This window comes from Ectothiorhodospira mobilis (assembly GCF_900114895.1).
Lineage (GTDB): Bacteria > Pseudomonadota > Gammaproteobacteria > Ectothiorhodospirales > Ectothiorhodospiraceae > Ectothiorhodospira > Ectothiorhodospira mobilis_A.
The window spans coordinates 71,092-84,921 of sequence record NZ_FOUO01000008.1; the positions used below are offsets into that span (position 1 = coordinate 71,092).

11 protein-coding genes are annotated in these 13,830 nt (G+C 71.2%); 2 read left to right on the forward strand and 9 right to left on the reverse strand.

Annotated elements, in window-relative coordinates; genetic code table 11:
* Positions 1–5: 5 nt before the first annotated feature.
* Together BM214_RS08035 and BM214_RS08040 are read right to left on the reverse strand one after the other, a co-directional pair.
* A complete protein-coding gene (locus tag BM214_RS08035; RefSeq protein WP_090485381.1) occupies positions 6–3,044 on the reverse strand; it encodes an efflux RND transporter permease subunit in 3,039 nt (1,012 codons plus the stop codon).
* Positions 3,041–4,066, reverse strand: coding sequence for an efflux RND transporter periplasmic adaptor subunit (locus BM214_RS08040; protein WP_177217626.1), 1,026 nt, complete (start codon positions 4,064–4,066; stop codon positions 3,041–3,043). The genes BM214_RS08035 and BM214_RS08040 overlap by 4 nt, the downstream gene beginning before the upstream one ends.
* Before the next feature lie 344 nt (positions 4,067–4,410).
* Here BM214_RS08040 and BM214_RS08045 point away from each other — a divergent pair, with 344 nt between their 5' ends.
* Entirely contained in the window at positions 4,411–4,788 is a 378-nt protein-coding gene (locus tag BM214_RS08045) for a hypothetical protein (RefSeq protein WP_090485388.1), read from the forward strand.
* A 21-nt stretch (positions 4,789–4,809) separates the two neighbouring features.
* Here the strand turns inward: BM214_RS08045 and BM214_RS08050 are convergent, their stop codons facing one another.
* The 4 genes from BM214_RS08050 to BM214_RS08065 all read right to left on the reverse strand — a co-directional run bounded on the left by BM214_RS08050 (position 4,810) and on the right by BM214_RS08065 (position 9,836).
* Complete coding sequence (locus BM214_RS08050) at positions 4,810–5,811, reverse strand: acrylyl-CoA reductase family protein (RefSeq protein ID WP_090485391.1); 1,002 nt, start codon at positions 5,809–5,811, stop codon at positions 4,810–4,812.
* A gap of 3 nt (positions 5,812–5,814) precedes the next feature.
* Entirely contained in the window at positions 5,815–7,173 is a 1,359-nt protein-coding gene (locus BM214_RS08055; protein ID WP_090485394.1) for an OmpP1/FadL family transporter, read from the reverse strand.
* Between the two features lie 109 nt (positions 7,174–7,282).
* Positions 7,283–9,109: an AMP-dependent synthetase/ligase gene (locus BM214_RS08060; protein WP_090485397.1), complete on the reverse strand. Its 1,827-nt coding sequence runs from the start codon at positions 9,107–9,109 to the stop codon at positions 7,283–7,285.
* 181 nt (positions 9,110–9,290) lie between these two features.
* Positions 9,291–9,836 (reverse strand): redoxin domain-containing protein, encoded by a 546-nt coding sequence (locus BM214_RS08065; protein WP_090485400.1) that lies wholly within the window; start codon positions 9,834–9,836, stop codon positions 9,291–9,293.
* A gap of 93 nt (positions 9,837–9,929) precedes the next feature.
* On the opposite strand from BM214_RS08065, the gene nadA reads away from it, so the two are divergent.
* Positions 9,930–11,009 carry a quinolinate synthase NadA gene (nadA, locus tag BM214_RS08070; RefSeq protein ID WP_090485403.1) on the forward strand — a complete coding sequence of 360 codons (1,080 nt, stop codon included), beginning with the start codon at positions 9,930–9,932 and terminating at the stop codon, positions 11,007–11,009.
* 19 nt (positions 11,010–11,028) lie between these two features.
* Here nadA and BM214_RS08075 read toward each other — a convergent pair whose 3' ends face one another.
* The 3 genes from BM214_RS08075 to BM214_RS08085 form a co-directional block, all read right to left on the reverse strand.
* Positions 11,029–11,979 carry an LpxL/LpxP family acyltransferase gene (locus BM214_RS08075; RefSeq protein ID WP_090485406.1) on the reverse strand — a complete coding sequence of 317 codons (951 nt, stop codon included), beginning with the start codon at positions 11,977–11,979 and terminating at the stop codon, positions 11,029–11,031.
* Entirely contained in the window at positions 11,972–12,313 is a 342-nt protein-coding gene (locus BM214_RS08080) for a tetratricopeptide repeat protein (RefSeq protein WP_090485472.1), read from the reverse strand. The genes BM214_RS08075 and BM214_RS08080 overlap by 8 nt, the downstream gene beginning before the upstream one ends.
* Before the next feature lie 89 nt (positions 12,314–12,402).
* Positions 12,403–13,815 carry a TrkH family potassium uptake protein gene (locus tag BM214_RS08085; RefSeq protein WP_090485475.1) on the reverse strand — a complete coding sequence of 471 codons (1,413 nt, stop codon included), beginning with the start codon at positions 13,813–13,815 and terminating at the stop codon, positions 12,403–12,405.
* Positions 13,816–13,830: the final 15 nt, after the last annotated feature.

The window sequence follows — 13,830 nt, forward strand, 5'->3', positions numbered from 1 at the left end:
GCGGCTCAGGATGCCGGCCGCACCCGGAACAGCACGGCGTAGAACAACGGCACGGCCACCAGGGTGAGCAGGGAGGCCAGGGCCAGGCCGAACATGATGGCGATGGCCATGGGGGCCCAGAAGGGACCGGACAGGGCCAGGGGGAGCATGCCCAGCACCGTGGTGGCGGCCGCCAGCAGCACGGGGCGGACGCGGCTCACGGCGGCGTCCACCAGGGCGCTGTAGGCATTGCCGTTGCGCCCCGCCTCCAGGTCGATCTGCTCCACCAGGACGATGGCGTTCTTGATGATCATCCCCGACAGGCTCATCACCCCCAACAGGGCCATGAAGCCGAAGGGCTGGCGGAACAGCAGCAGCCCCAGGGCCACGCCCACGATCCCCAGGGGCACGGTGAGCAGGATGATGAGGCTACGGCGGTAGCTGTTGAACTGGGCCATGAGTACCAGGGCCATGAGCCCGAACACCACCGGCGCTGGCTGCAGCACCCCGGCCTGGGCCTCCATGGCCTCCACCGGCTCGCCGTCCCATTGCAGGCGGTAACCGGCGGGCAGGTCCACCTCCGCCAGGCGCGCCTTCAGGTCCTGCAGGACGCGGTGGGCGGTGGCCCCCGGGACCAGGTCCATCTGCAGGCTCAGGGCCCGTTCCCGGTCCATGCGCCAGATCACGGCATCGTCCATGGCCAGGGAGACCTCCGCCACCTGCATCAGGGGGACCGCCGGCCCCCCGGAGGCGGGCCACACGGGCATCGTCTCCACCCGCGCCGGATCGGTGCGCTCCGCCAGGGGGAAGCGCCAGACGATGGGGATGCGCTCGTCCCCCTCATGGTAGACGCCGATGGCCCGCCCAGAGAAGCCGGTATCCAGGGCCCGGGCGATGTCCCGGCTGGTGACCCCGGCCCTGCGCGCCCGCTCCTGATCCACCTCCACCCGCAGATGCGGGGTGCGGTTGCGCCAGTCCAGGCGCACGTGCTGCAGGCCGGGCATCCCCTCGATGCGCCCCATGAGCCGCTCCCCCTGGGTCCGCAGCACCTCCCGGTCCGGGCCGATGATGCGCAGTTGGATGGGATAACGCACCGGTTCCCCCAGCTGCATGGGGCGGATGCGGGGCTCGGCATCCGGGAACCGCCCGCCCACGAAGGCGCCGGTCTCGGCCATGACCCGGTCCAGGGCCTTTACGTCCGACAGGTTCACCAGGATCTGGCCGAAGGCGGGATTGGGGTTCTCCGGCAGCATGGGCAGGTAGAACCGGGGCGCCCCCTCGCCGATGAAGGCGGTCACCGACTCCACCCCGTCGCGGCGGGCGAGCCAGTCCTCGATCTCGGCCATGTCCTCGGCCGTCTGCTGGATGCGGCTGCCCTCCGGCAGCCAGTAGTCCACCAGGAACTGGGCCCGCTGCGCCGGGGGGAAGAAGATCTGCGGCACCAGCGCCATGCCGGCCACGGCCAGGATCATGAGCCCCAACATCCCCGCCAGGGCCCAGCGGCGGTGGCGCAGCACGGCCTCCAGCAGGCGACGGAAGAGGGCGAAGCCGCGGCCGCCGTAGGGATCCCCTCCCCCGCGTGCCGGGGCCTTGATCCCGAGATGGCACATCAGGGGGGTGACGGTGATGGCCAGCACCCAGCTGATGAGCAGACTGAACCCCACCACCCAGAACAGGGAGCGGGTGAACTCCCCGGTGGCGGTCTGGGTGAGGGCGATGGGGGAGAACGCCAGCACGGCGATGAGGGTGGCCGCCAGCAGGGGCCAGGCGGTCTCGGCCACGGTCCGGGCCGCCGCCTGCAGCCGGTCCATGCCCTGCTGCATGCGCACCACGATCATCTCCGCCACGACGATGGCGTTGTCCACCATCATGCCCAGGACGATCACCAGCGCCCCCAGGGAGACCCGGTGCAGGTCGATGCCGGTGATCCACATGGCGATGAAGGTGGCCAGGATGGTGAAGGGTACGCCGGCGCCGACGATGAGCCCGGTGCGCAGCCCCAAGGACAGCAGCAACACGCCGATGACGATGACCACGGCGGTCACCAGGTTCACCATGAAGTCCCCCACCGCCGCCTGCACCTGGCGCGGCTGGTCGGCGATTACGCCGAATGCCATGCCCGCCGGCAGGGTGGCCTCCAGGTCCTGCAGCCGGTCCTTCACCGCCGCCCCCAGGTCCACCACGTTGGCCCCCTCCACGGGGACGATACCCAGGGCCAGGGCCGGCTGCCCCTGGAAACGTAGCAGGGCCTCGGGGGGATCGGCGAAGCCGCGGTGCACCTGGGCGAAATCCCGCAGGTACACCAGGTCCCCGCTTTCGGGGCTGCGGATGCTCAGGTTGCGCAGCGCCTCCAGGGAATCGAAGGCCCCGCTGGCGTCCATGCGCAGCCGCCGGGGTCCCATCTCCACGAACCCCGAGGGCTCCACCCCGTTCTGGTCCTGCAGGGCCTGGACCACCTGGCCGGGGTGCAGGCCCAGCTCGGCGATCCGGTCCCGGGAGGTCTCCACGAAGACCCGCTCCCCGCGGGCGCCGAAGAGCTCCACCTTGGCCACGCCGGGCACCCGCAACAGGGCCCGGCGCACATCGTCGGCCACCTCATCCAGCACGGCGTGGTCGTAGCCCTCCCCGGTGAGGGCCAGCAGCAGGGCGTAGACATCGCCATACTCGTCGTTCACAAACGGGCCGCGCACCTCCGGCGGCAGATCCGGCACGGCCGCCTCCACCTTCTGGCGCAGTTCGTCCCAGATCTGCTCCATGGCCTCTGGAGGACGGCCCTCCTGGATGTCCACGAAGATCAGGGCGCGGCCGTCCCGGCTCACCGACTGCACCTGCTGCAACGACCCCATCTGCTGGATGCGCAGCTCCAGCGGTTCGGTCACCTCCTGTTCCACCCGCAGGGCATCGGCACCGGGGTATTGGGCGTACACCAGGGCCGTGCGCACGGTGAAGTCCGGATCCTCCAGCTGGCCCAGGCGGGTGTAGGCCACCAGGCCCACCACCACCAGCAGCAGCACCACGAACCCCAGCAAGCGGCCGTTGCGGATGGCCCATTGCGCCGGATTCACGGGCGCGCCCCTGCGAGCTCATCCCGGGTCATCGGGGTCACCCGCTGCCCCGCCCGCAGGTGGGTCACCCCGGCGGTCACCACGGACTCCCCGGGGCGCAGGTCCCCGCGGATGCGCACCCCGTCACGCCCCACGGCGGCGGTCTCCACCGCCCGGCGCTGCACCCGGCCCTCACCGGGATCCACCACCCAGACATGGGGCCGCCCGCGGTGATCGAACAGGGCCGTGACCGGGACGCGAAAGGCCCCTTCCTCCCCATCCGGCGCCGGCACCGGCAGCGCCACCTGCGCCGTCATCCCCGGCAGGATGCGGCCCTCGGGGTTGTCCACATGCAGCCGCAGGGGATAGACCTGGGTGTCCTGGACATCCATCACCAGGGCCCGTACCCGGGCCTCGGTCTCCACCCCGGCCGCCGGGAAACGCACCTGGAGGCTGCGGGGCAGGGAGCGGGCCGCCAGGGCCTCCGGCAGCCCCACCACCAGTTCGATGGGGTCCAGGCGCTCCAGGAGGAAGATGGCACGCTGCGGCCCCACCTGCTCGAAGGGCTCCGCCCGGCGCGCCACCACACGGCCGTCGAAGGGGGCCCGGAGCACGGTGTCCGCCAGGGACGCCCGGGCCTGGGCCAGGGTCTCGCGGGTGGCGTCCCGCTGGCCCCGGGCCTGGCGCAGGGCCGAGTCCAGGGCATCGAACTCCGCCTGGCTCATGGTGCCGTCCGCCACCAGGTCACGGCCGCGGCGGTGATTACGCCGGGCCTCCTGCAGACGCGCCTCGGCGGCCTCCAGGCGCGCCTCCAGCTCCGCCACCTTCAGGCGGTAGTCCTCATCATCCAGGCGCGCCAGCACCTGGCCCCGGGTCACCCCGTCCCCCGCGTGCACGGCCATGGAGGTCACGCGTCCGGTCACCTGGAAGGCCAGGGCCGTGTGCTCCGCCGCCCGGGCCCGGGCGCTGAAGCGGCGCAGCACCGGCTCGGAGGCGGGCACCAGGGGGGTGGTGAGCACCGGCCGTGGGGGGATGTCCTCCATCGGCGCAGGGGCATCCGGCGCGGGACCGCAGCCCGCGGCCAGCAGCAGGAGGCATGGCAGCAGGGTACGCAGGCAGGTACGCCGCAGACGGGAACGGTCGTGGGCCGTGGGCGGGTTTGCCCATGGCAGCGGAAGTCGGCGATGGATCGGTCTCGGCTCCATGATCTTGGGGGCAATGACAGGACCCTGCCCCATGGGGAGGGGTTCCGCCCGGGACACCGGTGACACCGGTCCCCTGCAACGGCCCCGAACTTACCCTGCTTCCGCCATCGGGAAAATGATTTTACTCACTGACACCCCGGGGGACGGGCGCTATCCTGCAGGTCATGAACGATTCTAACTCGATGCTGGCATGGATCCTGGTCCCCCTGGCCCTGGTGGCCGGGGTGGTGGGCACACGCATGACCCTGGAGCCGGAGCTGCCCCTGCCGGACCGGGCCCTGGTGGTGCATGTGCAGAACCGCACCTCGGAGACCCTGCCCAAGGTGAACCTGCATTACGCCAACGTGAACACCCAGCAGGAGACCAACATCCTGCAGCTGCGCCCCGGGGAGACCCGCACGGTCACCCTCAACCACGAACCGGGTTTGGGCTACACCGTGCGGGTGCCCATGCCCGACGGGCGCACCCTGGAGGTCTGCGGCGGCCGCGCCAAGGACACCCGGGTGATGCGCGAGGTGATCACCCCCGACTCCATCCTCTCCGGCACCGGCAAGCCCTGACCCCCGCCGGGGCACGACCCCTTAGCGGTTCACATCCACCAGGATGCGCCCGTGGGTCTCCCCCGCCAGCATGCGGTGGCTGGCGGCGGGGACCTCCCCCAGGGCGATCTCCTCGCTGAGGATCTGCTCCAGTCCGGGGATGGCCCAGTCACCGTCGAGCCGCCTCCAGACTGCGCAACGGTCCTCCTGCGGGTGGTGGTCGGCGCTCACGCCCAGGAGCGCCACCCCCCGCAGGATGAAGGGCATCACCGTGGTGCGCAGATCGGCGCCCCCGGCCAGACCCACGGCGACGATGTTGCCCCGCTCGGCCACGGTGCGGGTCAGCCAGGCCAGGGTCTCGCCCCCCAGGGTATCCACGGCCCCGGCCCAGCGGGCCGACTCCAGGGGCCGCCAGCCCAGGGGCAGGCCGCGGCGATCCAGCACCTTCACCGCCCCCAGGGAGCGGATCCAATCGTGCAGGGCAGGCTTGGCGGAGACCGCCACCACCTCGAAGCCTTGGGCCGTCAGCAGGCGGACGGTGAGGCTGCCCACCCCCCCGCTGGCGCCGGTGACCACCACCGGGCCCATCTGCGGGGTCTGGTGATTGTCCCGCAACCGCTGCAGGACCAGGGCGGCGGTGAACCCCGCCGTGCCCAGGATCATGGCGCTGCGGGGATCCATACCCGCGGGCAGGGGCACCACCCAGCCGGCGGGGACGCGGATGCGCGCGGCGAAGCCGCCGTGATGGCGCTCCCCCAGGCCGCAACCGTTCACCAGCACGGCGTCCCCGGGCCGCAGGCCCGACGCCGCCGGGGCGGTGACCACCTCCCCGGCGGCGTCGATGCCCCCCACCAGGGGGGAGTTCCGCAGCACCCGGCCGCTGCCGGTGATGCCCAGGGCATCCTTGTAGTTGAGGGCGGAGTAGTGCACCGCCACCTCCACATCCCCCTCCCCCAGCTCGTCCGCCGCCAGGCGGGTGAGCTGGACGCGGCGGCTGCCCGCCACCTCGTCGCGGATCATCAGGGCTGGGAAGGTGGCGTCCATCACCTAGAAATGATAGCGCACCGCCGCCGCCAGGATGTGCACATGGCCCTGGATCTCCCCGTCGATCCCGGCGCTGCTGGCCACGGCCGGGTTGCTCTCAAAGAAATCCCGGGTCAGGTCCAGGGACTCGCTGGCGATGTCGATGTAGGTGTAGGCCAGGTCCAGGGCCCAGCGGTCCCCGGTGGCGTAGCTGGCCCCCAGGGAGTACCACAGGCGGTCGCCGTCGGGGGTGCGGGTGGTGCGGTAGCCGTCCCGGGTGGGGGTGCGGTCGAACTGCAGGCCGCCGCGCAGGGTCCACTGGCCGTTGAGCACGTACTCGGCCCCCAGGGCCAGGGCCCAGCTGTCGCCGTAGTTCTGTTCCGTCGTGCTGTCCGGGCTGCCGTCGTCGAAGCGGATGCGGATCTCGTCGAAGTTGGACCAGTTGAACCACTTGTACTGGGCCATGAGGCTCCAGCGGTCGTTCAGCTCGTGGCTCATCCCCAGGGCCAGCATGTCCGGCAGGTGCAGCGTGGCCTGGCCGTCCTTGGTGTATCCGGGGGTGCCCTGCATGGCGGCCAGGCCCGTAGGATAACGCACGCTGGCCTCCCCGTCCAGTTCGTGCTCGATGCCCTGGCGGTAATGGGCCCCCAGGCGCGTGGCCGGAGTGGCCTGCCAGGTCAGGCCCAGGTTGAACCCGAAGTCCCAGCTGTCGGCGTCCAGGCGCTGCTCCCCGTCGGTGTCCACGCTGGGGCCGCCGAGCACGGTGGGGTCGGGGATGGCGCTCTTGAGGGTGGCCTTGGCCCGCTGGATGTCCAGGCCGCCGCCGATGGAGAGGCGGTCACTGACCCGGTAGGCCAGGCTGGGCTGCAGGTTGAGCACCTTGAGGTCGGTCTCGGTGGAATCGTAGCGGGCGAAGAAGTCGTCGTCGTAGTCGTTCACCAGGCCGAAGGGGGCGGTGATGCCCAAGCCGATCCAGGTGTCGGCGTTGAGGGGCCGGGCGTAGAACAGGTTGGGCACCGGCGTGGGGTCGTAGGGGTTGCCGCCGGAGCCGCCGGTGACGGGGACGGGGGCGCCGCCGGTGCCCGGCGTGGTGACCGTGGAGCCGTCGTTCTCCACCTCCGCCTTGGGCATGAGCAGGTGGGAGGCCAGCTGCAGTTCCGGCCCGGAGAGGCTGGTCATGCCCGCCGGGTTGAAGAACACGGTGCTGGCGTCCCGGGCCACCGCCGCCTCCCCGGCGAAGGCCCGCCCCAGGCCGCTGACGCTCTGCTCCTGGATGTAGAAGCCGGCGGCCCGGAGCGGCTCGGCGGCGAGCATCCCGCCGGCGGCCAGGACACTGCAGGCCACGGCCCCGGACAGGGTGTTGCGCGCATGGATATTCGGCATGGATTTCCCCCTTGGTGCTGCGTTGGTGTGGTGTTGTCTTCTGGGTGGATGGCCCCCATGGCGGCCGCGGGCCCCCGCCCGCAGACCACCCGGGTGCGGCCTCCCCGCCTTACTTGCGGTGGTTGTGGCCCGCGTACATGGCCTCGATCTGCGGCGCGTAGCGATCCAGGATGAGCCGGCGCTTGAGCTTCATGGTGGGCGTGAGCAGGCCGTTGTCCACCTCCCAGGACTCCAGCACCGGGGTCAGGCGGCGGATCTGGGCGTAGGCGTGGAATTCCTTGAGCTGCTCGGCCACTCGCGCCAGCAGGGCCTTCTCCACCTTGCGGTCCTGCAGGGCCGCAGGATCGTCCGGGTCCACCTCCAGTTCCTCGGCCAGGCGGCGCCATTCCTCCCGGTGGAGCACCACCAGGGCGCTGAGGAAGGGCCGCCCCTCCCCCAGCACCATGGCCTGCTCGAACAGGGGGTCCAGGGTGATGGCCATCTCCATGTCCGCCGGGGGCACCTTCTCGCCGTTGCCCAGCACGAGGATGTCCTTGATGCGGCCGATGATGAAGATATGGCCCTGCTCGTCGAAGCGGGCCTTGTCGCCGCTGTGCAGCCAGCCCTCGGCGTCCAGGGTCTCGGCGGTGGCCTCCGGGTTGTTCCAGTAGCCCTGCATCACCGAGGGCCCCCGAATCAGCAGCTCGTCCTGGGGGCCGATGCGCACCTCCACCCCCGGCAGGGGCCGGCCCACGCTGGCGGGCAGGTTGTCGTCGGGGCGGTTCACGCTCACCACCGGACTGGCCTCGGTCATGCCAAAGCCGTGGTAGACGGGCAGCCCCAGGCCGATGAAGAAGCGGGCGATGGGGGGCGGCAGCGGGGCCCCGCCGCAGACGGCATAGCGCAGGCGGCCCCCCAGGCGGGCGGTCACCTTGTCCGCCACCAGGCGCTTGAGCAGCGGCCACAGCAACAGGCCTGGATGCCAGCCGCCCCGACCCTGCTGGTGCTGGAAGCGGCGCCAGCCCACGCCCACGGTGAGACGGAACAACAGGCGCTCCAGGGCGGAGCGGGACTCCAGACCGGTGATGACGCGGCCGTAGATGAGTTCGTAGATGCGGGGCACGGAGATGAGCACCGTGGGCCGCAGGTTCTGCAGGTCCTCGGAAAGCCCCTGCACGGAGCGGGCGAAGGCCACCTGTGCCCCCACCATCATGGGCATGTAGCAGCCGCCGGTGCGTTCCAGGGTGTGGGACAGGGGCAGGAAGGAGAGGAACAGGTCATCCGGCCCCATGGGGGCGCACTGCTGGGCGGCGTAGGCGTTCTGCAGGATGTTTTGGTGGGTGAGCATCACCCCCTTGGAACGGCCGGTGGTGCCCGAGGTGTAGACGATGGTGGCCAGGGCATCCGGTTCCACATCCCGGATGGTGAGTTCGCCGCCCCCGTCCGGCGGCGCCCACTCCTCCAAGGCCATCAGGCGAGGGTCCTCGGGGAACTCGCCGGGCTCGATGCGCTGCACCGAGACCACCCGCTGCACCGTATCCAGGCGCTCGCGCACCTCCTGCAGGCGCCGCCACTGCATGCGGCCCCCCAGGACCAGCAGCCGGGCGCCGGCATCGCCAAGGACATAGGCGATGTTGTCGGGGCGGTCGTCGGTGTACAGGGGCACGGTGATCAGGCCCAGCCCCAGGCAGGCCTGATCAAAGATCACCCACTCCTGGCAGTTGCGCAGCATCACCGCCACCCGGTCCCCCGGGGACAGCCCCTCCCGCAGCAGGGCCGCCTGCCAGCGGGCCACCTCCCGGCCCACCTGCGCCCAGGTGCGCGGCACCCAGGCCTCCCCCTCGGGATCGTACTGCCGGTACGCGATCCGCTCCGGCGTGCGTGCGATCCGCTCCCGCAACAACCCCGCCAGCGTTCCCGCCTCCGCCGGCGTGATGACGTCGTTGGGCTCGCCCATGTCTTCTCCTCTGCCCGGGGCTCTGCGGCCCCTTGTGCCCGTTTTTTGCGTTGGTTGCCCCGCGCCGCCGCTATTGCCCGGCGGTGTGAAACCCCCTATTTTTGCCTGAATATGACATATTTTCCCAGTCGGGACGCCCCCCATGGTGCAACGGCATAAGGCACCCCCTCGCCGGGCCGCCTCAGCCCCCGGCAAGGGCGGCCCCGCCATGGAGCAGACGGGCGGCCCGCAGCCGGGCACGCAACCCCCAGGGCGTGGTATAACCGAGGTGACGGAAGCGGATGCGGCCCGCGGGGTCGACGATAAAACTGGCGGGCACCGCCCCGACCCCGAAGCGGGCGGCCAGGGCCCCGGTCTCGTCCACCAGCACCGGCTGGTGCAGGCCCCGCGCCCGCAGGTAGGCCCCCACCGCCCGGGCATCCCCCGACTGCATGGCCACGGTGAGCACCGGCCAGTCCCGGGCGACGGCCTCGATGGCCCCCTGCTCCAGGCGGCAGACCGGGCACCAGGTGGCCCAGAAGTGCACCAGCACGGTGCGGCCCCGGTAATCGGACAGGGCCAGGGGCACCCCCTGCGGGTCCTGCCCGTAGAGGGCCGGGGCCATGCCGGAGACCAGACCCCGCTGCAGCCAGGCCTGGAGGGCCAGGAGGATCAACGCCAGGGCGGCCAGTTGCGCGCCCCGGCGCCGCCAGGCCCGGCCACGGCCGGAGGATCCCCCGCCCCTCATGGGATGCGATCTCGATGAACAGGCATCATGGGCACCGGTCCAAGGACCAAGAGGCCCAAGACTGCCCGCAAGCCGACGGGAATGACAAGATCCATGACCACAGCGAACCCACAGCCCCTGCGCCACTTCCATGTGCCGGAAACGGCGTGGGTGGAACGACAGATGCCCCGCTTCACCGGGGCCGAACGCGAGGCGGTCCTCCAGCGCATCAAGGCCCTGCTCCAGGAGCGGGACGCGGTGCTGGTGGCCCATTACTACGTCCACGAGGACCTGCAGCGGCTCGCCGAGGAGACCGGCGGCTGCGTCTCCGACTCCCTGGAGATGGCCCGCTTCGGCCGGGATCACCCCGCCTCCACCCTGGTGGTGGCCGGGGTGCGCTTCATGGGGGAGACGGCCAAGATCCTCAGCCCCGAGAAGCGGGTGCTCATGCCCACCCTGGAGGCGGAATGCTCCCTGGACCTGGGGTGTCCGGCGGATGCCTTCGCCGCCTTCTGTGACGCCCATCCGGAGCGCACCGTGGTGGTCTACTCCAACACCTCCGCCGAGGTGAAGGCGCGGGCGGACTACGTGGTCACCTCCAGCATCGCCCAGAGGCTGGTGGCCCACCTGGCCGGGCGGGGGGAGAAGATCCTCTGGGCCCCGGACCGGCACCTGGGCCACTACATCCGCGAGACTACCGGGGCCGACATGGTGCTCTGGGACACCACCTGCGTGGTGCACGACGAGTTCCGCGCCCGGGCCCTGGAGGACCTGCGCCGGGAGCACCCGGAGGCGGCGGTGCTGGTGCACCCGGAATCCCCGGCCCGGGTCATCGCCCAGGCGGATGCGGTGGGCTCCACCTCCCAGCTCATCCAGGCGGCGCGGGAACTGCCCCACGAGACCCTGATCGTGGCCACCGACAGCGGCATCTTCTACAAGATGCACCAGGAGGTCCCCCACAAGACCCTGCTGGCGGCACCCACCGGCGGACGCAGCGCCACCTGCCACAGCTGCGCCCACTGCCCGTGGATGGCCATGAACGGCCTGGGCAACCTGCTCCATGTGCTGGAGCACGGGGGCAACGAGGTCCACGTGGAGGAATCGGTGCGCCAGGGGGCCCTGCGCTCCACCCAGCGCATGCTGGACTTCGCCCAGGGCCGTCAGACCCCGGTGCTGGGGCACGGGGACGCCTGAACCCCGACACGCGAGGCCGTCAGTAGACCTTCGCCTCCCCCGGGGGGCGGGTCTTGAAGAAGCGCAGGGTCCAGAGATATTGGGCCGGGTACGCCCGGATCAGCGCCTCCAGGGCGGCGTTCATGCGCGTCGCGTCCGCCACCGCATCGCCGCTGGGATAGCCCTGCAGCGGCGCCTCCAGGACCAGTTCATAGCGGTCCTCCCCGGGGTGATAGAGGGCCATGGCCGGGATCACGGGTGCGCCCCCCAGGCGGGCCAGGCGCCCCAGGGCCGGCACCGTGGCCTTGGGTACGCCGAAGAAGGGGGCGAAGACCGTGTGCGCGGGGCCCAGGTCCTCATCCCCCAGGTAGTAGAACAGCCGCCCCCGGCGCAGGTGGCGGATGGCGGGGCGCAGGCCCTCGTGGCGGGCGAACACGATGGCCCCGTGCTGGCAGCGGCTGCGGGTGTTGATCCATTCCACCACCGGGTTCTTCAGGGGCTTGGCGAAGGAGACCCCGCCCACCTCCAGGCTCAGGCGCAGTCCGCCGAAATCCAGGGCCGGGGCATGGGCGGCGCAGACGATGACCGGCTCGCCCCGGCGCTGGCGTTGCAGCACCCCGCCCCGGTCGCGCAGCCGGATCAGGCGCCGGTGGCGCCTCCGGCCGCCGAACCAGAGCAGCGGATAGTCCACCAGGCACTGGCCGGCGATGCGGAAATGGGCGCGCAGCACCGCCTCCCGCCGGGCCTCGTCCCAATCCGGGAAGCACAGCCGCAGGTTCACCCGGGCCAGGTGACGGCGCCGCGGTGAGGTGTGCCAGGCCAGCCGCCCCGCGAGACGGCCCAGGAGCCGGGCGGCGGGGCGCGGCAGCCGCGCCAACAGCCACAGGCCGCCGATGCCGAGCCAGGTCCCCCAGTGGCGGGGATGCAGCAGGGCAGGATCGAAGGGAGGGATGCGGCGGCGGTTGGCGGCGTCGGCGAACGCCTCAGTCATGGCCGTCCTCGGCCCGGTCCAGCTCGGCCTGCACCCGCTTGCGGAAGACGCGCATCTCCTTGGCGGCCTGGATGTCCCCCCGCTCCTCCGCCACCGCGATGCCCTCGTTATAGGCCTCCATGGCCTCGTGCAGGGCCCCGCTCTCCGCCAGGGCACGGCCCAGGAGCTTCCAGGCGGCGGAATAGCCGGGATCGTGCCCCACGGCGGCACGCAGGTGGATGGAGGCCTCCCCGGGGCGCCCGTCATTGAGATAGGCGTTGCCCAGGGAGAAACGAAGCAGCTGGTTGTCCTCGCCATCGGCCAGCATCGCCTCGAAGCGTTCGATATTGGTGATCATCACTCGTCCGCTTTCCAGAATGTGTCCCGAGTATACCCCATGGCACGCAATACCCGAGGGGGATAGCAGGACTTGACCGGGGGAGGCTACTGCCGCCAGAAGGCGGGGCTGAGCAGGACCAGGACGGTGAAGATCTCCAGCCGACCCATGAGCATGGCCAGGCTGAGCAGCCACTTGGCGGGATCGCTGAGTGCGCCGTAGTGGGCGCCCACCGTGCCCAGGCCCGGCCCCAGGTTGTTCATGCAGGCGGCCACGGCGGAGAAGGCGCTCACCTGATCCAGCCCCGTGCCCATGAGGACCAGGAGGAGGACGGTGAACACGGCCACATAGGCGGCGAAGAAGCCCCAGACCGCATCCAGGATGCGGTCGGGCACGGGCTTGCCGTCCACCTTCACCACGATGCGGGCGCTGGGGTGTACCAAGCGCACCACCTCCCGCTGCCCCTGCTTGAGCAGCAGCAGGAAGCGGATCACCTTGATGCCGCCGCCGGTGGAGGCGGCGCAGGCGCCGATGAAGCTGGCCAGCAGCAGCATCACCGGCAAAAACCCCGTCCACAGGTGGAAATCGGCGGTGGTGAAGCCGGTGGTGGTGGCGATGGAGACGGCGTGGAAGATCCCCTGGCGCAGGGCATCCATCCAGCCCCCGGTGAGGGGATGGGTGAGCAGGTAGGCCACGCTCACCGCCGCGAGCAGGGACAAGATCTTCACATAGGTGCGCAGCTCCGCGTCCCGCCAGTAGTGGGCCAGGCCCAGGCTGCGCCAGGCGAGGAAGTGCAGGCCGAAGTTGACGCCCCCGGCGAGGATGAAGACCACCGCCACCGCCTCCACCCAGGGGCTGTCGAAATACCCCAGGCTGGCGTCGTGGGTGGAGAACCCCCCCAGGGAGACGGTGGAGAAACTATGGGCCACGGCGTCGAAGGGGGTCATGCCCGCCAGCCAGTAGCCCCCGGCGCAGGCCACGGTGAACCCCAGGTAGAGGTACCACAGGGCCTTGGCGGTCTCGGTGATGCGCGGGGTGAGCTTGTTGTCCTTCACCGGGCCGGGCGTCTCGGCACGGTAGAGCTGCATGCCCCCCACCCCCAGCATGGGCAGGATGGCCACGGCCAGGACGATGATGCCCATGCCCCCCAGCCACTGCAGCTGCTGGCGGTAGAACAGCAGCGCCCGCGGCAGGGCGTCCAGGCCCGTGAGCACCGTGGCCCCGGTGGTGGTAAGGGCCGACATGGACTCGAACACGGCATCGCTGGGGGAGACCTCCAGGGCCGGATCCAGGTACAGGGGCGTGGCCCCGAAGACCCCCAGCACCAGCCAGAACAGGAGCACCACCAAAAACCCGTCCCGCAACCGCAGGTCCCGCTGCACCCGGCACACCGGCAGCCAGATGGCGAAACCGGTGAGCCAGAGCAGACCGAAGGACTCCAGGAAGGCGTACAGGCTGCCCGTCTCGCCGTACATCCAGGCCACGGCCACGGGGGGCAGCATGGCCCCGGAGAAGAGCATCACCAGAAGGCCCAG